The organism is Sulfitobacter sp. W074 (genome assembly GCF_025142275.1).
GTDB lineage: Bacteria > Pseudomonadota > Alphaproteobacteria > Rhodobacterales > Rhodobacteraceae > Sulfitobacter > Sulfitobacter profundi.
This window is the reverse complement of the sequence record NZ_CP081130.1, coordinates 1,585,814-1,604,391: the sequence shown is the minus strand read 5'-3', so window position 1 is coordinate 1,604,391 and position 18,578 is coordinate 1,585,814. Positions and strand designations below refer to the sequence as shown.

The 18,578-nt window shown below is 63.1% G+C and carries 19 protein-coding genes; 4 read left to right on the top strand and 15 right to left on the bottom strand.

The features are described 5' to 3' along the window. Window positions 1-49 precede the first annotated feature (49 nt). On the bottom strand, window positions 50-1,183 hold the full coding sequence (locus K3762_RS07900; RefSeq protein ID WP_260012660.1) for a zinc ABC transporter substrate-binding protein: 1,134 nt from the start codon (window positions 1,181-1,183) through the stop codon (window positions 50-52). Between the two features lie 83 nt (window positions 1,184-1,266). Here K3762_RS07900 and K3762_RS07895 point away from each other — a divergent pair, with 83 nt between their 5' ends. The 3 genes from K3762_RS07895 to K3762_RS07885 are packed head-to-tail and all read left to right on the top strand — an operon-like array spanning window position 1,267 to window position 3,300. Then, complete coding sequence (locus tag K3762_RS07895; protein WP_093925919.1) at window positions 1,267-1,746, top strand: Fur family transcriptional regulator; 480 nt, start codon at window positions 1,267-1,269, stop codon at window positions 1,744-1,746. Continuing rightward, on the top strand, window positions 1,743-2,501 hold the full coding sequence (locus tag K3762_RS07890; protein ID WP_132443582.1) for a metal ABC transporter ATP-binding protein: 759 nt from the start codon (window positions 1,743-1,745) through the stop codon (window positions 2,499-2,501). The genes K3762_RS07895 and K3762_RS07890 overlap by 4 nt, the downstream gene beginning before the upstream one ends. After that, a complete protein-coding gene (locus K3762_RS07885) occupies window positions 2,494-3,300 on the top strand; it encodes a metal ABC transporter permease (protein ID WP_205570912.1) in 807 nt (268 codons plus the stop codon). Before K3762_RS07890 ends, K3762_RS07885 begins: the two co-directional genes overlap by 8 nt. Before the next feature lie 18 nt (window positions 3,301-3,318). Here the strand turns inward: K3762_RS07885 and K3762_RS07880 are convergent, their stop codons facing one another. From K3762_RS07880 to K3762_RS07815, 14 genes are all read right to left on the bottom strand, one after another. Beyond that, a complete protein-coding gene (locus K3762_RS07880) occupies window positions 3,319-3,717 on the bottom strand; it encodes a RidA family protein (protein ID WP_132443583.1) in 399 nt (132 codons plus the stop codon). Between the two features lie 23 nt (window positions 3,718-3,740). Then, the gene (locus K3762_RS07875) at window positions 3,741-4,430 is read right to left on the bottom strand and encodes an ABC transporter ATP-binding protein (RefSeq protein ID WP_067626269.1); all 690 of its coding nucleotides are present in this window, start codon (window positions 4,428-4,430) and stop codon (window positions 3,741-3,743) included. Then, window positions 4,427-5,182, bottom strand: a complete 756-nt coding sequence (locus tag K3762_RS07870) for an ABC transporter ATP-binding protein (protein WP_120350835.1) — start codon at window positions 5,180-5,182, stop codon at window positions 4,427-4,429. The genes K3762_RS07875 and K3762_RS07870 overlap by 4 nt, the downstream gene beginning before the upstream one ends. A 4-nt stretch (window positions 5,183-5,186) precedes the next feature. Continuing rightward, on the bottom strand, window positions 5,187-6,170 hold the full coding sequence (locus tag K3762_RS07865; protein ID WP_132443584.1) for a branched-chain amino acid ABC transporter permease: 984 nt from the start codon (window positions 6,168-6,170) through the stop codon (window positions 5,187-5,189). A gap of 3 nt (window positions 6,171-6,173) precedes the next feature. Continuing rightward, window positions 6,174-7,091 (bottom strand): branched-chain amino acid ABC transporter permease, encoded by a 918-nt coding sequence (locus K3762_RS07860; RefSeq protein WP_132443585.1) that lies wholly within the window; start codon window positions 7,089-7,091, stop codon window positions 6,174-6,176. Window positions 7,092-7,189: 98 nt separating this feature from the next. Then, window positions 7,190-8,335 carry an ABC transporter substrate-binding protein gene (locus K3762_RS07855; RefSeq protein WP_260012654.1) on the bottom strand — a complete coding sequence of 382 codons (1,146 nt, stop codon included), beginning with the start codon at window positions 8,333-8,335 and terminating at the stop codon, window positions 7,190-7,192. A gap of 87 nt (window positions 8,336-8,422) precedes the next feature. Then, complete coding sequence (kynU, locus tag K3762_RS07850; protein WP_260012653.1) at window positions 8,423-9,610, bottom strand: kynureninase; 1,188 nt, start codon at window positions 9,608-9,610, stop codon at window positions 8,423-8,425. After that, entirely contained in the window at window positions 9,611-10,438 is an 828-nt protein-coding gene (locus K3762_RS07845) for a tryptophan 2,3-dioxygenase (RefSeq protein WP_120350831.1), read from the bottom strand. Next, a complete protein-coding gene (locus tag K3762_RS07840) occupies window positions 10,435-12,057 on the bottom strand; it encodes an AMP-binding protein (protein ID WP_260012652.1) in 1,623 nt (540 codons plus the stop codon). The genes K3762_RS07845 and K3762_RS07840 overlap by 4 nt, the downstream gene beginning before the upstream one ends. Continuing rightward, complete coding sequence (locus K3762_RS07835) at window positions 12,054-13,205, bottom strand: acyl-CoA dehydrogenase family protein (RefSeq protein ID WP_132443588.1); 1,152 nt, start codon at window positions 13,203-13,205, stop codon at window positions 12,054-12,056. The genes K3762_RS07840 and K3762_RS07835 overlap by 4 nt, the downstream gene beginning before the upstream one ends. A 43-nt stretch (window positions 13,206-13,248) precedes the next feature. After that, window positions 13,249-14,049, bottom strand: a complete 801-nt coding sequence (locus tag K3762_RS07830; protein ID WP_120350828.1) for an enoyl-CoA hydratase family protein — start codon at window positions 14,047-14,049, stop codon at window positions 13,249-13,251. Further along, on the bottom strand, window positions 14,039-14,500 hold the full coding sequence (locus K3762_RS07825) for a MarR family winged helix-turn-helix transcriptional regulator (protein ID WP_067627975.1): 462 nt from the start codon (window positions 14,498-14,500) through the stop codon (window positions 14,039-14,041). Before K3762_RS07825 ends, K3762_RS07830 begins: the two co-directional genes overlap by 11 nt. Next, window positions 14,497-15,228 (bottom strand): SDR family NAD(P)-dependent oxidoreductase, encoded by a 732-nt coding sequence (locus K3762_RS07820; protein WP_260012651.1) that lies wholly within the window; start codon window positions 15,226-15,228, stop codon window positions 14,497-14,499. Before K3762_RS07820 ends, K3762_RS07825 begins: the two co-directional genes overlap by 4 nt. Continuing rightward, window positions 15,225-17,516 carry a bifunctional salicylyl-CoA 5-hydroxylase/oxidoreductase gene (locus tag K3762_RS07815; RefSeq protein ID WP_260012650.1) on the bottom strand — a complete coding sequence of 764 codons (2,292 nt, stop codon included), beginning with the start codon at window positions 17,514-17,516 and terminating at the stop codon, window positions 15,225-15,227. Before K3762_RS07815 ends, K3762_RS07820 begins: the two co-directional genes overlap by 4 nt. A 181-nt stretch (window positions 17,517-17,697) precedes the next feature. On the opposite strand from K3762_RS07815, the gene K3762_RS07810 reads away from it, so the two are divergent. Then, entirely contained in the window at window positions 17,698-18,576 is an 879-nt protein-coding gene (locus K3762_RS07810; protein WP_132443591.1) for a 2-dehydro-3-deoxygalactonokinase, read from the top strand. Window positions 18,577-18,578 lie beyond the last annotated feature (2 nt).

The window sequence follows — 18,578 nt, the reverse complement described above, 5'->3', positions numbered from 1 at the left end:
TGTGGTGCAGCTTCCCCGGCTGCACCACTTTTTCGTTTCGGCGCCAAGATCAATCCGACAGGCAAGCGGCCATGTTCTCTGCCATGCCGCGCAGCAGATCGACATAGAGCGCAGCGCCCGGTTCCAAATCAGCCCCCAGCGGGTCGAGCGTGCCGGTCCCGGTGCCCTGCCCTTCGGTCACGGCGGCGATCAGGCCGGGGTTGAACTGCGGCTCGGCAAAGACGCATTTCGCGCCGCTTTCGGCCACCAAGTCGCGCAATTCAGAAACCCGCGCCGCGCCGGGCGCGCGGGCGTCATTCTCGCTGATGGCGCCGCGTGCTTCGATGTCAAAACGCGCTTCGAAATAGTGGTAGGCATCATGGAAAACGATGAAGGGGCGGTTTTTAACCGGCGCGAGGGTCTCGGCGATGTCCTCTTCCAAGGCGGCAAGCTCGGCCTGCGCCGCGGCGGCGTTCTCACGGTACTGGGCGGCGTTGTCGGGGTCTAGCTCGGCCAACGCCTCGGCGATCTGGCCCAGCCAAAGCTGACCGTTCTGCGGATCAAGCCAGACATGCGGGTCGACGCCGCTATGCGCATGAGCCTCATCATGCCCGTGATCGTCATGTCCTTCGTCAGGCGCTGGCGCGTCATGTTCTGCGTCGTCATGTCCTGCGTGACCGTGCGCGTCGTGGTCATGCTGCTCATGGTCATGCCCTTCGTGATCATGCTCCTCATGCGCCTCGTCACCATGCGCGTCGTGACCATGCGCTTCGTGATCATCCCCCTTTTCGGCATGCTCCTCCGCCCCGTGGTCTTCATCTCCCTCATCGCCGTGATCATGGGCTTCGAATGTCGCCCCCTCACGGAACGCCAAGACGCGGGTGCCCGGCTGCTCCAGCAAGGCCAGATGGCTCGCGCTGCCGGCCAGAGATTCCAGCGGATCGGCCAGCCAAGGGGTCAGCAACGGGCCGACCCAGACGACCAAGTCCGCCCCGCTCAGCGCCCGCGCCTCGGAAGGGCGCATCGCATAGCCATGTGGCGAACTGCGCGGCGGCACGATGAGGTCGGGCGTGCCAACCCCTTCCATCACCTGAGACACCAGCGCGTGAACCGGGGCGATATCCGTGGCGACTGCGGGCACATCCGCCCAAAGCGGCGATGCGGCAGAGGCAAGAATGGCAGCGGGGAGCGTGAAACGATACATGGCAGACCTTCAAAATGTTATAGTATCACCTTGCTAACACCGCTGTTATAACATATCAATACCCAAACGAATTGAGGTCCCCCATGAGCGCCATCGAATTCCGCGATCACGATCATGCCGCCTGTATGCGCAGCACCATGCAGGCCGCCGAAGCACAATGCGCCGCGCGCGGGCTGCGGCTGACGCCGGTGCGCCGCCGCGCGCTTGAAATTTTGCTGTCAGAGCACCGCGCTTTGGGCGCCTATGACCTCTTGGCCCATCTCTCGGCCGAAGGCTTGGGCGCGCAGCCCCCTGTGGCCTATCGCGCGCTGGATTTTCTTGTCAAAGCCGGGCTCGCCCATAAGATCGAAGCGCTCAACGCCTATGTGGGCTGCGTACATCCGGGCGAAGACCACGCGCCCGCCTTTCTGATCTGCCGCGGTTGCCGGTCGGTGGCAGAGGCCGAAACCTCACCCACCAAAAGCCGCCTTGGCGATGCCGCCCGGGCCGCAGGCTTCCGCATCGAGCGCAGCGTGGTCGAGGCCGAGGGTCTTTGCCCCGCCTGTCAGGAGACCGGCGCATGAGCCTGATTGAGACCCGTGGCCTTACCCTGCGCCACGACAGACAAGTCGCCCTGCGCGATGTGAACTTCAACATCGAACCGGGGGAGATTGTCACCATCGTCGGCCCCAACGGGTCGGGCAAATCCAGCCTGCTTCGGGCGCTGATCGGGGCGCTGAAACCGGCGGCGGGCAAGGTGTCCCGCAAACCGGGGCTGCGCATCGGCTATGTGCCGCAGAAGTTGCAGATCGACGCGACCCTGCCGCTGACCGTGCGCCGTTTCGTCAACCTGCCGCGCCGCCAAACGCCCGAAGCGATCCGCGATGCCCTTGCCACCGCCGGTGTGCCGGAATTGGCCGAGCGGCAGATGGTCGACCTCTCTGGCGGGCAGTTCCAGCGCGTGCTTCTGGCCCGCGCCCTGCTGGAGAAGCCCGACCTGTTGATCCTTGACGAGGCGACCCAAGGGCTCGACCAACCCGGTTCTGCTGCGTTTTACCGCCAGATTGAGGCCGTACGCCAAGATTTGGGCTGCGCCGTGCTGATGGTCAGCCATGATCTGCATGTGGTCATGGCGGCGAGCGACCGGGTGCTTTGCCTCAACGGTCATGTCTGCTGCGAAGGCACACCCGAGACCGTGGCCGATGCGCCGGAATACCGCGCATTGTTCGGCAGTGGCACCCAAGGAGCTCTGGCCCTTTACCGCCATGACCATGATCACCACCACCACCATCACGGCGACGCCTGTGAAGGCCACCACCAAGAGACTGAGAATGCTTGACGATTTTATTCTGCGCGCAGCGCTTGCCGGGCTTGGCGTGGCACTGGCCGCCGCGCCGTTGGGCTGTTTCGTAATCTGGCGGCGCATGGCTTATTTCGGCGATGCCACGAGCCACGCGGCCTTGCTGGGCGTGGCCTTGGCGCTGGCGACCGATTTGCCGATCACCGCGGGCGTGCTTTTGGTGGCGCTGGTCATGGCGCTGGTGATCAGCACGCTTTCGGGCCGCAATGTCAGCGCCGATGCGCTTTTGGGCGTTATGGCCCATTCCGCGCTGGCGCTTGGGTTGGTGGCCGTGTCCCTGCTGCCGGGGCAGCGGGTTGATCTGTCGTCCTACCTTTTTGGGGAAATCCTCGCCGTCACCCGATTTGACCTTGCCGTCATTTGGGGCGGTGCGCTGGCCGTGGCGCTGCTGTTGGCGTGGCGCTGGTCGGCGCTGCTGGCCGCCACGCTGAACCCCGATCTTGCCCAAGCCTCTGGCGGGAACCCGAAACGCGAGCAATTGATCCTGACATTGGCACTGGCGATCATGGTCGCCGTGGCCATCAAGGTCGTAGGCGCCCTGCTCATCGCCGCCATGCTGATCATCCCCGCCGCCACCGCCCGCCCCTTTGCCCGCACGCCTGAGACTATGGCGATTTGGGCGATGGGACTGGGCGCTCTGGCGGCGTTGGGCGGGCTGATGGCATCACTGGAATTCGACACGCCGACGGGGCCCAGCATCGTCAGCATCGCGGCAGGTCTCTTTGCGCTGTCCTCGGCCTTTTCGGCGGCGCTTCCGGCGCTGCGCCGCCGGGGCTGACCCCGGCGGCGGGATCGCTTAGCGGTTGATCACCGCATCGGCTTCGATCTCAAGCTTGGCGGCATCCTCGACCAATCCGGCGACGACCACCATCGCCATGGCCGGGAAATGCTTGCCCATGACCTCACGATAGGCACGGCCCACGTCCTTTTGCGCGGCAAGATATTCTTTCTTATCCGTCACATACCACGTCAGACGGGTGATGTCTTCGGGCGTGCCGCCAGCGGCTTCGACCACCTCGCGGATGTTTTGCAACGCCTGTTTCATCTGGCCGATAAAGTCATGGCAATCGAACTTCTGCTCGGCGGTCCAGCCGATCTGACCGCCGACGAACAGGTGACCATCCGCGCTCAGCACGCCGTTTGCATAGCCCTTCGCGGGGGCCCAGCCCTTGGGCTGAATGATTTGATGCGACATGTCGTGTTCCTTTTTGTTAACAGTCACACGCCGAGAAATTGATCGGCGATTTGGGAATCGAGCGCGGGCATCGGGCCAGACCAGACCGAGCGGCCACGTTCGAGAATGACGGCGTGATCGGCCACGCGGCGCAGCTCGGCGAGGGATTTGTCCACCACCAAAAGCGCCAGCCCGCTGTCGCGTTTAAGCTGCGCCACAGCGGCCCAGATTTCTTGGCGCACCACGGGGGCCAAGCCCTCGGTCGCTTCATCCAGCAGCAGCAATTTCGGGTTGGTCATCAACGCACGGCCAATCGCCAGCATCTGCTGCTCCCCGCCCGAAAGCGAGCCGGCCGCCTGATCGCGCCGCTCCCCCAGCCGTGGGAAAAGCGCCGTGACCCGCGCCTCGTCCCATGCACCGGGGCGAGCGGCGGCGATGAGGTTTTCGTGCACCGTCAGCGGCGCGAAACAGCGCCGACCCTCGGGCACCAGACCCACCCCGGCCTGCGCGGCCCGGAAACTGGGCAGGCCCGCGATGTCGCGCCCGTCAAAGCGCAGCCCACCGCCATCGTGTTTCAGCATCCGGCAGATCACCTTGATGGTCGAGGATTTGCCCATCCCGTTGCGCCCCATCAGCGCGCAGACCTCGCCCGCCTCCAGCGACAGATCGACGCCAAAAAGCGCCTGCGTCGGCCCGTAGGAGGCGGTGATGTCGTTCAACTCCAGCAAGCTCATGCTGCGTCCTCCTCGCCCAGATAGGCCACCCGGACCTGCGGATCGGCCTTGATCTCGGCCGCCGTGCCGCTGGCGATGATCTGGCCATAGACCAGCACCGAAATGCGGTCCGCCAGTGCGAAAACCGCGTCCATGTCATGTTCCACCAGCAGGATTGGCGCCTCGCGGCGCAGCCCGTCGAGAAAGCCTGTCATCTCCTTAGAGCCGCTGGCCCCGAGCCCCGCCATCGGTTCATCCATCAGAAACACCTTGGGCCGTAGGGTCAGCGCCACGGCGACCTCAAGCTGGCGACGTTGCCCATGCGACAGGTCCGCGGTGCGCTTGGCCGCGTGATCCGCGAGCCCTACCAACTCCAAGGCGCGCATCGCCTCTTCCCGCAACTTCTGCTGCCGCATCACTGGCGCGAAAAAGCGCATCACCCGGCCCGATTGGCCAAGCGCGCCCAGCACCGCGTTTTGCAGCACCGTGTATTCCATCGCCAGCGACGAAATCTGGAACGTTCGCCCCAGCCCCGCCCGCGCCCGCTGCACGGTGGTCATCGGTGTCACGTCCTGCCCGGCAAAATGGACCGACCCGCTGTCCGAGCGCAGCCCGCCCGCAATCTGCTTGATCAGCGTCGACTTGCCCGCCCCGTTGGGGCCGATAAGCGCGTGGATTTCGCCCGTCCGCAGGGTGAGGGAGACATCATCAGTCGCCTTCAACGCGCCAAAGCTTTTGTGCAGGTTGCGCACGTCCAACAGCACATCTGTCATCCCTTCAGTCATGGGCCACCTCCCGTCCGGCAACGAGGCCGATCATGCCGCCGCGCGCAAAGAGCACCACCAGCAACAGCAACAGCCCCAGATAGATGTGCCAGAACTCCGATAGCCCGCCCAAGACATGCTCAAGCAAGATGAATAGCGCCGCCCCGGCCACCGGGCCAAAGAGCCGCCCAACCCCGCCAAGGATCACGAAGATCATGATCTCACCAGAGGTCTGCCACGAGAACATCGTCGGGCTGACGAAACGGTTGAGATCGGCAAAAAGCGCGCCCGCCAGCCCCGTCACCGCTCCCGAGATGACAAAGGCCACCAGCCGCAGCCGGAAGGGCGCGAGGCCCACGGCTTCGACCCGCTCGGCGTTCTGCCGCGCCGCCGACAGCCCAAGGCCGAAAGGAGCCCGCGCCAGACGCCCTGCAAACAGCAGCACCAGCGCCAGCACCGCAAAGGTGATGGCAAAGAAAGTCAGCGGATCAAGCGTGTTGAGCCCCGGAAAGCCGTTGCGCACATAGATCGACAGCCCGTCCTCGCCGCCATATGCGGGCCATGAGATCGAGAAGTAGAACAGCATCTGCCCGAAGGCGAGCGTGACCATGATGAAATAGACGCCCGAGGTGCGCAAAGACAGCGCCCCGATCAGCAGCGCAGCAAGGCCAGAGACCACAATCGCCACCAGCCAGATCACCGGCATCGACTTGGTGCCTTCGATCAGAAATGGGCTCTCCATGATCGGTGTGTAGCTCTGCGCATGGGCGGCGAGAATGCCCATGGCATAGCCGCCGATCCCAAAGAATGCTGCATGACCAAAGCTCACCAGCCCGCCGAGGCCGAGCGCGATGTTCAGCCCCACGCCCGCAAGGGCGAGGATCGCCGCCTTGGTGGCCAGCGTGATGATGAATGGCTCGTCCAACGCGAAAGCCGCCAACGCCGTCACCGGCAGCAGCAGGAAGAGAAAGAGGTTTACGAGTTTTTCGCGCATCATGGCTCAGGCCTCCCCAAAGAGGCCGGTGGGTTTGAACAGCAAGACCCCCGCCATCAGAATGTAAATCGACATGGAGGCGAGCGAGGAGCCGACGGACGTGGCCGCCGAGGCCTCCATGAAATTCGCAAAAAAGAGCGGCAGCAGGACCGATCCCAGCGTGTCCGTCAGCCCCACCAGTAGCGCCCCGATCAGCGCGCCCTTGATTGAGCCGATGCCGCCGATAACGATCACCACAAAGGCAAGGATCAGCACCGGCTCCCCCATGCCCACCTGCACCGACTGGATCGCGCCCACCAGCGCACCGGCGAGACCCGCAAGGGCGGCCCCAAGGGCGAAGATCAGCGTGTAGAGTTTGGCGATATCGACGCCAAGCGCCCCGATCATTTCGCGGTCAGCCTCACCTGCGCGGATCTGGATGCCGATGCGCGTGCGGGCGATCAGCAGGAACAGACCTGCAGCAATTACCAGACCGACGCCGATGATCACGAGCCGGTAGAGCGGATACTGGATGCCCCCCGGCAGGGTCACCGGGCCGGACAGGGCCGCCGGAATGTCGAGAAACAGCGGGAAGGAGCCAAAGAGAAACCGTGTGCCTTCTGAGAAAATCAGGATCAGCGCAAAGGTCGCCAGCACTTGGTCGAGGTGGTCGCGGTCATAGAGCCTGCGGATCACCGTCATCTCGATCAAGCAGCCCGCCAGCGCCGCCGCGGCCAAGGCCGCCACCAGCGCCAAGAGAAACGACCCCGTCGCCGCCGCAACCGCCGCGGCGGCAAAGGCACCGACCATGTAGAGCGAACCATGGGCGAGGTTAATGAGCCCCATGACCCCGAAGATCAGCGTGAGCCCCGCGGCCATCAAAAACAGCATGACCCCGGATTGGACTCCGTTCAGCACCTGTTCAATCAGCAGGATGAGTGACATTTGGCAAAGCCTCCCGGCGCGCCGGTCGCGAGGACCGGCGTGAAAGCGTTGATACGTCGGCCCCGGCGCGCCAAATCGGCGCCCGGGGCCGCGCGGGATTACATTTTGCAGTCAGCCGCGTAGGCATCAGCGTGATCGGTCAACGAGGGGCCGATCAGCTTGTTGGTATAGACATCACCCTCTTTGACCACTTCGCGCACGTAGTAGTCTTGGATCGGGTGGTTGTTGTTACCAAACGAGAATTTGCCCCGCACGCTGTCGAAATCAGCCTCTTTCAGCGCCGCGCCAAAGGCTTCGGCATCCGACACATCCGCCTTCTCCATCGCGCTTAGCAGCAGGTTCGCGGTGTCATAGCCCTGGCTGGCGTAGAGCGACGGCAGACGGTCGTACTCTTCTTGAAAGGCTTCGACGAAGGTCTTGTTGGCTTCGTTATCGAGATCTTTGTTCCATTGGCTGGTGTTCTTGATCCCAAGAGCGGCCTCACCCACGGCCTGCAAGATGCCTTGGTCAAAGCTGAAGGCCGGGCCGACAACAGGCAGGTCCACGCCCGAGTTGGCATATTGCTTGAGGAAGGAAATCCCCATCCCGCCGGGCAAGAAGAAGAACACGCTGTCAGCGCCCGAGGCACGGATCTGCGCGATCTCGGCGGCATAGTCGGTTTGACCCAGATCAGTATAGACCTCGCCCGCCGCTGCGCCATCATAGGTCCGTTTGTAGCCCGTCAGCGCGTCCTTGCCCGCCGGGTAGTTCGGCGCCAGCATGAAGGTGTTTTCATAGCCCGTGTCATTGGCATAAGCGCCCGCCGCTTCGTGCAGGTTGTCGTTCTGCCATGCCACGTTGAAGTAAAGCGGGTTGCAACCCTTGCCCGCCAGCGCCGAAGGGCCCGCGTTGGGTGAGAGGTAGAATTTGCCCTGCGCGGTCGCCGCGGGCACCACGGCCATGGCGAGGTTGGACCAGATGATGCCGGTCATCACGTCGACTTTCTCGGACTGGATCATCTTGTCGGCCAGTTGCACTGCAATCTCGGGCTTGCGCTGGTCGTCTTCGACCACGACCTCAAGGTTCTCGTTCCCGGCCATCTTTGTGGCCAGCATAAAGCCATCGCGCACGTCGATGCCAAGGCCCGCGCCGCCGCCCGAGAGGGTGGTGATCATGCCGACCTTCACCTTTCCCTCTTCGGCCCATGCGCCGCCTGCCGCCAGTGCCGCGACCGAGGCCGCCATCACAAATGTCTTCATCTTCATTTCAGTCTCCCTTGGTTGGTTTGGGCCTCTTTACCGGGCCCGTTCTATTGGGTCGTATCGCCAGCTTAGCGAGTGCGCCTGACGCTGTCAGGTCACCCTCGCGCGGGCCTTGTATTTTTCGTTATCCCAGAGACGGTTCTCCATCACATCGCGGATAATCGCGACCGCTTTGGAGACATCTTCGGCGTCGATATAAAGCGGCGTGAAGCCAAAACGCATGATGTCAGGCGCGCGGAAATCGCCGATCACGCCGCGGTCGATCACGGCCTGCATCGCGGCATAGCCTTCGTCAAAGCGGAACGACACCTGACTGCCCCGCTCGGCGCTGTTGCGCGGGCTGGCCAGCGTCAGCTGCGGCACGTCGCGCTCGATCTCTTTGATAAACTGCTCTTGCAGCGCGATAGAGGCCGCGCGCAGTTCTTGCATGTCCACATCCGCCCAAAGCTCCATCGCCACTTCAAGCGCGGTCAACTGGATCACCGGCGGGGTGCCGACGCGCATCCGCTCGATCCCCTGTCCGGGCTGGTAGCTCTGCTCAAAAGCGAATGGCTGGCGGTGCCCCAGCCAACCGGCCAGCGCAGGTTGCACGTGGTCGGCCAGATCGGGGCGGACGTAGATGAAGCCCGGCGCACCCGGCCCGCCGTTGAGATACTTGTAGGTACAGCCCACCGCGAACTCGCAGTTGCTGCCCGCAAGGTCCACCGGCAGCGCGCCCGCTGAATGGGCCAGATCCCAGATCATCACCGCGCCATTGGCATGGGCCAATTCGGTGATCGCCTTCATGTCGTGCTTGCGGCCAGTGCGGTAGTCGACCTCTGTCAGCATCACCGCGGCGATGTCCTCGCCGATGGCCCCCGTCACCTCTTCTGGCGCCACGGTGCGCAGCTCATAGCCCTGCTCCAAAAGCCCCACCAGTCCCTCGGCCATGTAGAGGTCCGACGGGAAGTTGCCGCTGTCCGACAGGATCACCTTGCGGTTCGGGCGCAGCTTCAGCGCCGAGGCCAGCGCCTGAAAAACCTTGATCGACAGGGTGTCGCCCATCACGACCGAGCCTTCTGGCGCACCAACGATCCCGGCAACCATATTGCCAACGCGGGCGGGCTGTTCCATCCAACCGGCTTGGTTCCAGCCTCGGATCAACATCTCACCCCATTCCGCAGTGATCATCTCCTGCACCCGCGCGGCGGCGGCCTTGGGCAATGGCCCCAGCGAATTGCCGTCGAGGTAGATGACGCCCTCCGGTAGGATGAACTGATCTTTTTTCAAAACAGACACTTACAGTGCTCCTCTCACATGCCAAAGCTCAGGGAAAAGCTCCACCTCAAGCATTTTGCGCAGATAGGTCACCCCAGCGGTGCCCCCGGTGCCGCGCTTGAAACCAATGATACGTTCCACGGTGGTCACGTGGTTGAACCGCCAACGCCGGAAGTAGTCTTCGAGATCGACCAGTTTTTCCGCCAATTCGTAGAGTTCCCAATGAGTTGTCGGGTCTTCATAAACCTGTTTCCACAGGGCTTGAACCTCGGCCTTCGGCTGCCAAGCTTGCGGCTCGGGGCTGCCGGCAAGCGACGGCTCCCCCAGCCGCGTGCAAAGCAGATCAATCGCCACCTGATAGAGGCTCGGCTGCTGCATCTCCGCCACCAGCGCCGCATGGGGTTCGGGCGTATGTTCATGCAGTTTGGTCAGCGCCGCGATCCGGTTGCCCAGCAGGTATTCGATCAGACGGTACTGGTAGGACTGAAACCCAGAAGAGGCACCAAGGTGCGGACGGAACTGGGTATATTCGCTCGGCGTCATAGTCCGTAACACATCCCAAGCCGAATTAAGCTGCTCGAAAATCCGTGCCACACGGGTCAACATCTTGAAACTCTGGCGCAATTCCCCTGCCTGAAGCGCCTTTCGGCAGGCGGTCAACTCATGGATCGCCAGTTTCATCCATAGCTCCGAGGTCTGGTGCTGGATGATAAAAAGCAGCCCATCATGCGCCATGTCGAGCGGGTTCTCGGTGGTCAGGATTTGGTCCAGCCCAAGGTAATCGCCATAGGACTTGTCCTTGGCGAAATTCATCTTGGCGCCTTTGGAGGCTTCGTCGAAACTGCTCATGTATCCTCTCTCAGCGCGAAACGCTGGATCTTGCCGGTCGCGGTTTTGGGCAGTTCTTTGATGAAACGAATGTCGCGCGGGTATTTATAGGGTGCGATGGTCGCTTTAACATGATCCTGCAATAGCTTGATAGTATTGGCGTCTTCGGGCGTTCCGTCAACCAGAACCACATGCGCCTGCACGATAGAGCCGCGCGCGTCATCCGCGGCGGCCACCACCCCACATTCGCTGACACAAGGATGGCTCAACAGCGCCGCCTCGACCTCCGGCCCGGCGATATTGTAGCCAGAACTGATGATCATATCGTCGTTGCGGGCGGCGAAATGCAGATAGCCATCCTCGTCCATGGTGAAACTGTCGCCGGTGATGTTCCACCCGTCCTTGACATAATCCGCCTGCCGCTTGTCGCCCAAATAGCGGCAGCCGATTGGACCCCGCACGGCCAGACGGCCTACCTCGCCGCGCGGCACCTCGTTTCCGTCGGCGTCAATCACCCGCGCCTCATAGCCCGTGACGGGCTTGCCGGTGCAAGCGGCGCGGTGGTCGTCGAAGCGGTTCGAGATGAAGATATGGAGCATTTCCGTCGCGCCGATGCCGTCAAGCATGGGTTTACCGGTCTTTTCCTGCCACTCGTGATAAACCGGTGCAGGCAGCGTCTCTCCGGCGGAAACGGCGGCACGCAGGCTGCTGAGGTCCGCACCTTCATCCATCGCCTGCAACATCGCGCGATAGGCGGTCGGCGCGGTGAAACAGACGGTGGCTTTGTACTTCTCGATGATCTCGATCATGTTGGGCGGGCTGGCGGTCTCCAAAAGCGTCGCGGCGGCCCCGAAGCGCAGCGGGAAAACCGCGAGGCCACCAAGGCCAAAGGTAAAGGCCAGGGGCGGCGAGCCGACGAAAACATCCCTTGGCGTGACGTTCAGCACTTCGCGCGCATAGCCATCTGCGATGATCAGAAGATCGCGATGAAAATGCATTGTTGCCTTAGGGTTACCGGTGGTTCCTGAGGTAAAACCCAAGAGCGCCACATCGTCCTGCGCGGTGTCCACCGGCTCGAACTGCACCGGTTTTTCCAGCGCGAGACGGTCCAACTCGGCGTCGTGGTTGCTGGTGCCGTCAAAACCCGCGACCGTTTTGAGGAATTTGGAGGTTTTGGCGCAGGCCGTCATCTCATCCATTAACCGCGTGTCGCAGAGCGCGTGGGTGATCTCGGCCTTGTCGACGATGGCCGCAAGCTCGCCCGCGCGCAGCATCGGCATGGTGTTGACCACAACCGCCCCCGCCTTGGTCGCCGCCAACCAGCAGGCCACCATCGCGGGATTGTTGGCCGAGCGGATCAACACCCGGTTGCCGGGTTTCACCCCCAAATCCTCGACCAGCGCGGAAGCCAGACGGTTGGTCCAGTCAGCCAGTTCCTTATAGGTTCGACGCCGCCCGTTGCCGATCAGTGCGGTGTGGTCGCCAAACCCTTTTTCCACCATCTTGTCAGTGAGTTCGACGCCGACGTTCAGGCGATCGGGATAGTCGAAGCGGTCCAACAGCAAGTCCGGCCACTGGTCGAAGGGCGGCAGGTTTTCACGGGCGAAGGTGTCTTCATGTCCGGTCGGGTGCAGCTTCATGACATGGCTCCCAAAGTCTGGCGGGCGATGACAATACGTTGCACGTCCGACGCGCCCTCGTAAATGCGCAAGGCCCTGATTTCGCGGTAAAGTCGCTCCACTGCCTCGCCATTGCGCACGCCGTCGCCACCGTGCAATTGAACGGCCTTATCGATCACCTTTTGCGCCTGATCCGTGGCGAAAAGCTTGGCCATCGCCGCCTCGCGGGTGACGCGCGGCGCGCCGCTGTCTTTGGTCCAAGCGGCGCGGTAAACCAGCAAAGCGGCGGCATCGACGTCAAGCGCCATGTCCGCGATATGGCCCTGCACCAGTTGCAATTCGCTCAGCGGCGCGCCCTGCACCTGACGGCTGGTGACGCGCAAAAGCGCCTCGTCCAGCGCACGGCGGGCAAAGCCGAGGGCGGCGGCGGCGACGGTGGAGCGGAAGACATCCAGCACCGACATGGCAATGGCAAAGCCGCGCCCCGCCTCACCCAGAAGCGCCGAGCCGGGTAGTTTCACGCCATCGAAATGCAAGGTGGCCAGTGGATGCGGCGCCATAACCTCTAGCCGTTCCTCGACCCTAAGCCCCGGTGTGTCGGCGGGCACGATGAAGGCCGACAACCCCTTGGCGCCCGGTGCCTCTCCGGTGCGGGCGAAGACGGTGTAGACATCCGCGATGCCGCCGTTGGAAATCCACGTCTTGCGCCCGTCGAGCACATAGCCGTTGCCGTCTGACGTGGCTGTCATGGTGGAGTTTGCCACGTCTGAGCCGGACTGCGGCTCGGTTAGGGCAAAGGCCGAAATCGCCTGTCCCGAACGGGTCTTGGGGAGCCATTCGGCCTTTTGCTCATCACTCCCGAAAAGTGAGATCGCGCCGGTGCCAAGCCCTTGCATAGCAAAGGCAAAATCCGCCAACCCGTCATGGCGCGCCAGCGTTTCGCGGATCAGGCAAAGGCTGCGCACATCAAGCACCTCGTCCCCCTCCGCGCCGCTGTGGCGCAGCCAGCCGTCTTGGCCCATCATCGTCACCAGATCGCGGCAGGCCCCATCGGTGTCGCCGTGATCCACGTTCTTCAACTCGCGTGCCGCCCACTCGTCCAGAGCCAGCGCCAACTCCTTGTGGCGCGGCTCAAAAAAGGGCCAGTCGAGAAAACTTTTGTCAGCCATGGTTTACGCCTCCCCGCGTGTTTATCTTTTGGCTATTCGTATCTCAGTCCCCTTCGAAGACCGGGCGTTCCTTGGCGACGAAAGCGTTGTAGGCGCGTTCAAAATCGCCCGTTTGCATGCAGATCGCCTGTGCTTGCGCCTCGGCTTCGATCGCTTGTTCGATGGACATCGCCCATTCTTGGGCCAGCATCGTCTTGGTCATCATATGCGCGAAATTCGGGCCGGCTTGGATTTTCTGCGCCAGTTTAAGCGCCTCATCTTCCAGCGTCTCACCTGTCACCAGCCGGTTGTAGAAACCCCAGCGTTCCCCTTCTTCGGCAGACATGGCGCGCCCGGTGTAGAGCAGTTCGGCCGCCCGTGTCTGGCCGATGATGCGCGGCAGGATCGCGCAGGCGCCCATGTCGCAGCCCGCAAGGCCTACGCGGGTGAACAAAAAGGCGGTCTTGGCCTCTGCCGTTGCCAGCCGCAGGTCCGAGGCCATGGCGATGATCGCGCCCGCGCCCACGCAGACACCATCGACGGCGGCAATGACCGGCTTGCCACAGTTCACGATGGCCTTGACCAAATCGCCGGTCATACGGGTGAAACGCAGCAGTTCCTTCATGTTCATGCGGGTCAACGGACCAATGATATCATGCACATCTCCGCCAGAGCTAAAGTTACCGCCATTGGAGCCGAAGATCACCACATCGACATCATCGGCATAGACCAGATCGCGGAACCAGTCGCGCAGCTCGGCGTAGCTGTCGAAGGTCAGCGGGTTCTTGCGGTCAGGCCGGTCAAGCCGCACGGTGGCGATCCGGTCTTTGATTTCACATTGGAAATGCGTCACATCACTGCGCATTGGCTTTTTCCTTTTCTTCCGTTTGGGCGGCGAAAGCCTGCAGGCGGGCCGCCATGGCGCGGGCTTCCTCGGAGGAGATTCCGCGCAGTTTTTCGTTGATCCAGTCTTCATGCGCCTGCGCTTGGCGGGCGAATTGCGCCGTGCCCGCGGGGGTCAAGCGCAGCATCATCGCGCGGCGGTCGCCGGGGACCGGGATGCGTTCGACCAGCCCCTCCTCGCTCAGACGATCGGCGATGCCGGTGACATTGCCGTTGGACACGCGCAGCACGCCCGAAAGCTGGCTCATCTTCAGCCCTTCGGGATGGCGCGAGAGGGCCGACATCACGTCGAACCGCGGCAGCGTCGTGTTATGCTCACGCCGCAGCGTATCGCGCAATTCCTGCTCCAACCCGCGCACGACTTTCAGCAGCCGCAGCCAGAGGCGCACGCGATCCTTGGCCACGTCGCTCATACTTCGCCCCCCGATAGCGCCAGCGCGTGGCCGTTGACCGAAGCCGCGGCGTCCGACAGCAGGTAGAGCACGGCACCGGCGACCTCGGAGGTTTCGACAAAGCGGTTCCGCGGGCTGGCGCGTTTCAGCAAGGCGCGGGCCTCCTCGGCGCTTTTGCCGGTGGTGGCGGTAATATTCTCGACCGAGCGTTCCAAGAGCGGCGTGTCGATGAAGCCCGGGCAAATCGCGTTCACGGTGATGCCCGTGCGCGCCAGTTCCAACGCCAGCGCGCGGGTCAGACCGACGACCCCATGTTTCGCCGCGACATAGCCCGCAACGTAAGGATAGCCCTTGAGCCCCGCGGTGGAGGCCACGGCGATCAAACGCCCCTGCCCGGCGTCTTTCATCTCCGACAGCGCGGCCTGCCAGACGTTAAAGACGCCGGTAACGTTCACCGCCATCATATCACTCATGTCCTGCGCTGTGATCTTGTGGAAAGGCGCGGAATGCGCCGCCCCCGCATTGGCGATGACGCCGGTGATCGGGCCATTCTCGGCGCGGGCGGCGGCGAAGGCCGCTTGTACGGCATCCGCATCGGTCACGTCGCAGGTCTGAAACGGCAGGCCCTGCTCGCGCAGGGGTGCTTCGCGGCGGCCCATGATCGTGACCTTGGCGCCGGTCCCGGCCACCGTATGGGCGATCTCGGCCCCTACGCCGGTGCCGCCGCCGGTGATGACGATATGGCTCATACTTTCTCCATCTCCGCCGCGCGGTCTGCCAGACGCCATGCCTGATCGCGGCCCGGGCCGTAAGGCAGCGGCCAAGCGGCGTGGCGGTCGCCGATGGCGGCGGCGGCGTGCAAGGTCCAATAGGGATCGGCCAGATGTGGCCGGGCAAGGCAGACCAGATCGGCACGCCCCGCCATCAGGATCGAGTTGACGTGGTCGGCCTCATAGATGTTGCCCACGGCCATGGTCTTGATGCCGCCATCGTTGCGGATGCGGTCGCTGAACGGGGTCTGGAACATGCGGCCATAGACGGGCTTGGCCTGTTTCGAGGTCTGGCCTGCCGAGACGTCGATGATATCGGCCCCCGCGTCGCTGAACATACGGGCGATTTCAACGGCTTCGTCGGGGGTCACGCCGTCTTCTTCGACCCAATCGTTGGCCGAGATGCGCACCGCCATCGGCTTGCCCCCGGGCCAAGCGTCGCGCATCGCTTTGAAGACCTCAAGCGGGTAGCGCATGCGGTTTTCAAGACTGCCGCCATAGGCATCCTCGCGCTGGTTCGACAGCGGCGAGATGAAGGACGAGATCAAGTAGCCGTGCGCGGCATGCAGTTCGACCATGTCGAAGTTGGCCCGCTCGGCCATGCGGGTGGCTGCGACGAATTCGTCGCGGATCGCGTCCATGTCTGCGCGTGTCGCCGCTTTGGGCAGGGCATTGTTTTCCGACCACGGGATCGCGGAAGCCGAGATGATGTCCCAGTTGCCCGCCTTGAGCGGCGCGTCCATCTCTTCCCAACCCAGTTGGGTGGAGCCCTTGCGGCCCGAGTGGCCAATCTGGCAGCAAATCTTCGCCTCGGTTTCGGCATGAACGAAATCGGTCAGGCGCATCCACGCGGCCTCGTGCTCGGGTGCATAAAGGCCCGGACAGCCCGGCGTGATGCGGCCCTCGGGCGAGACGCAGGTCATCTCGGTATAGACCAGCCCCGCGCCGCCCTTGGCGCGTTCGGCGTAATGCACGAAATGCCAGTCGGTCGGGCAGCCATCGACGGCCTTGTACTGCGCCATCGGCGAGACGACGATGCGGTTTTCAAGCTTCATGTCACGCAGTTGAAACGGCGCGAACATCGGCGCGCGGACGGGGCCATTGCTGTCGGCACCCGCTTGGTCGAGGAACCATTTCTCGGCTCCTTCCAGCCACTTGGGGTCACGCTCGCGCAGGTTTTCGTGGCTGATCCGCTGGCTGCGGGTCAGCATGGAATAGTTCAACTGCACCGGGTCCAGATCGAGGTAACGCTCAACATCCTCAAACCATTCGACCGAGTTGCGCGCCGCCGATTGCAGACGCAGCACTTCAAGGTGGCGGGCTTCTTCGTATTTCTCGAACGCCGTGGTCAGGTCTTTGTCGTCGCTGACATGTTTCGCCAGCGAGATCGCAGATTCCAGCGCCAGTTTCGTCCCCGACCCGATCGAGAAATGCGCCGTGGCCGAGGCATCGCCCAGAAGCACGACATTCTCGTGGCTCCACTTTTCGCAAAGCACGCGGGGGAACTTGATCCAAGCCGAGCCGCGGATGTGGCTGGCGTTGGTCATCAGTTTGTGGCCGTCGAGGTGGTCCTTGAAGATCTCTTCGCAGATCGCGATGGTCTCTTCTTGGGTCTTTTCACCAAATCCATAGGCGTCAAAGGTGTCTTGGCTACATTCGACGATGAAAGTCGCCGTGTCTTTGTCGAACTGATAGGCGTGGACCCAGATCCAGCCTTTGTCTGTCTTTTCAAAGATGAAGGTAAAAGCGTTGTCGAATTTCTGATGCGTGCCGAGCCAGACGAAGGGGCAGCGGCGCACGTCGATGTCTGGTTTAAAGGTTTCTTCGAATTCCATCCGGGTTCTGGAGTTCAGACCGTCGGAGGCGACCACCAGATCGTAGTCATCCATGTATTCGGAGGCATCCTTGACCTCGGTCTCGAACTGCAGGTTCACGCCCAACGCGCGCGCCCGCTCTTGCAAGATCAGCAGCAGCCGCTTGCGCCCAATACCGCAGAAACCATGGCCGGTGCTGTGGATCACGTTGCCCTTGTGGTGCAGGGCGATATCGTCCCAATAGGCGAAATGGCTGCGGATTTCGCGTGCCGAGACGGGGTCGTTAACCTCAAGATTATCCAGCGTTTCATCCGACAGCACAACGCCCCAGCCGAAGGTATCATCGGCGCGGTTGCGTTCCAGCACCGTCACATCGGCCTCGGGCTGGCGCAGTTTCAGCGAAATCGCGAAGTACAGCCCCGCAGGACCGCCGCCAAGACAGATTGCACGCATCGAAATTCCCCTCTGGTTCGCTTTGGAACGGAGCCTAGGCTGAGTCGCTTTTTCATTCAAGGATAAATATTTTATGCTTGAAGTAATCGGGCAGTCGCACGGCTGACAGGGCATCGGACGCATTGAACCCGCAGCCCACAGGGCCTATGCCAGACGGAAATTCACGACGAGAGGCGGTGCGATGACCGATGTAAGCAAAGCAGACTGGCTGGCGGTTGAGGTCCAAGACGCGCGGTTGCAGGTCTGGGCGATGCAGGGCGGATCGGCGCTAGAGACCGCCACGGCGGAGTGCGACCCGGCGGGCCTGACCAGCGCCTCGGCCTTTGACGCCGCGCTCAAGACACTCACCGCGCCGTGGCAATTGCCGCGTTTGCCGGTCTTCGTGGCGGGCCTGCCCGTAGGCTGGACCGACGCCGCGCCCCGCATGGTGCCCTGCACCGCCACTGCCGAAGGTGCGACGCCTCTCCCCACGGATAACTTCGACCTTCAGGTCATCCCCGCCCTGCGGCAGCAAAGCCCCAGCGGGCTGCTACGAGGGGCCGAGACACAGATCGCGGGCTTTCTGAGCCTCAACAAAGACTGGGACGGGGTGATCTGCTTGCCAGGCGCGACTTCGGTCTGGGCGCAGATCAGCGCGGGCGAAGTGGTGAGCTTTCAGACTTTCCTGACCGGGGAATTGCTGGACCTTTTGGGCGACGGCACCCCAGCCGAGGGCACGGCGCTGGACGACACGGCCTTTGACGATGCGCTCAGCGATGGGCTGTCGCGGCCCGAGCGGCTGGCGGGGCGTTTGGCCTCCATCCGGGCTGATCTGGCTTTGAACGATATCCCGCCGCCCACGGCAGAGGCGCGGTTGGCTGGCACGCTGATCGGCGCGGAACTTGCGGCGGCACGGGCCTATTGGCTGGGGCAAACGCTGGCGGTGATCGGCACGGGCGGCGCGGCGCAGCTTTACCTGCGGGCCCTGACCCAGCAGGGCGCCCCGGCGACAGAGTCCGAGGGCAGCCGCATGGCGCTGGCCGGAATTTGCGCGGTGCGGCGGGCAGCAAAGGGGGGCTAACC

What these genes read in the sequence shown, in the direction of transcription:
- K3762_RS07900 (WP_260012660.1), bottom strand. Translation starts at nt 1,183, where the DNA reads ATGTATCGTTTCACGCTCCCCGCTGCCATTCTTGCCTCTGCCGCATCG.
- K3762_RS07810 (WP_132443591.1), top strand. Translation starts at nt 17,698, where the DNA reads ATGACCGATGTAAGCAAAGCAGACTGGCTGGCGGTTGAGGTCCAAGAC.
- K3762_RS07855 (WP_260012654.1), bottom strand. Translation starts at nt 8,335, where the DNA reads ATGAAGATGAAGACATTTGTGATGGCGGCCTCGGTCGCGGCACTGGCG.
- K3762_RS07880 (WP_132443583.1), bottom strand. Translation starts at nt 3,717, where the DNA reads ATGTCGCATCAAATCATTCAGCCCAAGGGCTGGGCCCCCGCGAAGGGC.
- K3762_RS07835 (WP_132443588.1), bottom strand. Translation starts at nt 13,205, where the DNA reads ATGGCTGACAAAAGTTTTCTCGACTGGCCCTTTTTTGAGCCGCGCCAC.
- K3762_RS07845 (WP_120350831.1), bottom strand. Translation starts at nt 10,438, where the DNA reads ATGAGCAGTTTCGACGAAGCCTCCAAAGGCGCCAAGATGAATTTCGCC.
- K3762_RS07870 (WP_120350835.1), bottom strand. Translation starts at nt 5,182, where the DNA reads ATGACAGATGTGCTGTTGGACGTGCGCAACCTGCACAAAAGCTTTGGC.
- K3762_RS07840 (WP_260012652.1), bottom strand. Translation starts at nt 12,057, where the DNA reads ATGAAGCTGCACCCGACCGGACATGAAGACACCTTCGCCCGTGAAAAC.
- K3762_RS07815 (WP_260012650.1), bottom strand. Translation starts at nt 17,516, where the DNA reads ATGCGTGCAATCTGTCTTGGCGGCGGTCCTGCGGGGCTGTACTTCGCG.
- K3762_RS07895 (WP_093925919.1), top strand. Translation starts at nt 1,267, where the DNA reads ATGAGCGCCATCGAATTCCGCGATCACGATCATGCCGCCTGTATGCGC.
- K3762_RS07860 (WP_132443585.1), bottom strand. Translation starts at nt 7,091, where the DNA reads ATGTCACTCATCCTGCTGATTGAACAGGTGCTGAACGGAGTCCAATCC.
- K3762_RS07865 (WP_132443584.1), bottom strand. Translation starts at nt 6,170, where the DNA reads ATGATGCGCGAAAAACTCGTAAACCTCTTTCTCTTCCTGCTGCTGCCG.
- K3762_RS07825 (WP_067627975.1), bottom strand. Translation starts at nt 14,500, where the DNA reads ATGAGCGACGTGGCCAAGGATCGCGTGCGCCTCTGGCTGCGGCTGCTG.
- K3762_RS07830 (WP_120350828.1), bottom strand. Translation starts at nt 14,049, where the DNA reads ATGCGCAGTGATGTGACGCATTTCCAATGTGAAATCAAAGACCGGATC.
- K3762_RS07875 (WP_067626269.1), bottom strand. Translation starts at nt 4,430, where the DNA reads ATGAGCTTGCTGGAGTTGAACGACATCACCGCCTCCTACGGGCCGACG.
- K3762_RS07890 (WP_132443582.1), top strand. Translation starts at nt 1,743, where the DNA reads ATGAGCCTGATTGAGACCCGTGGCCTTACCCTGCGCCACGACAGACAA.
- K3762_RS07885 (WP_205570912.1), top strand. Translation starts at nt 2,494, where the DNA reads ATGCTTGACGATTTTATTCTGCGCGCAGCGCTTGCCGGGCTTGGCGTG.
- K3762_RS07820 (WP_260012651.1), bottom strand. Translation starts at nt 15,228, where the DNA reads ATGAGCCATATCGTCATCACCGGCGGCGGCACCGGCGTAGGGGCCGAG.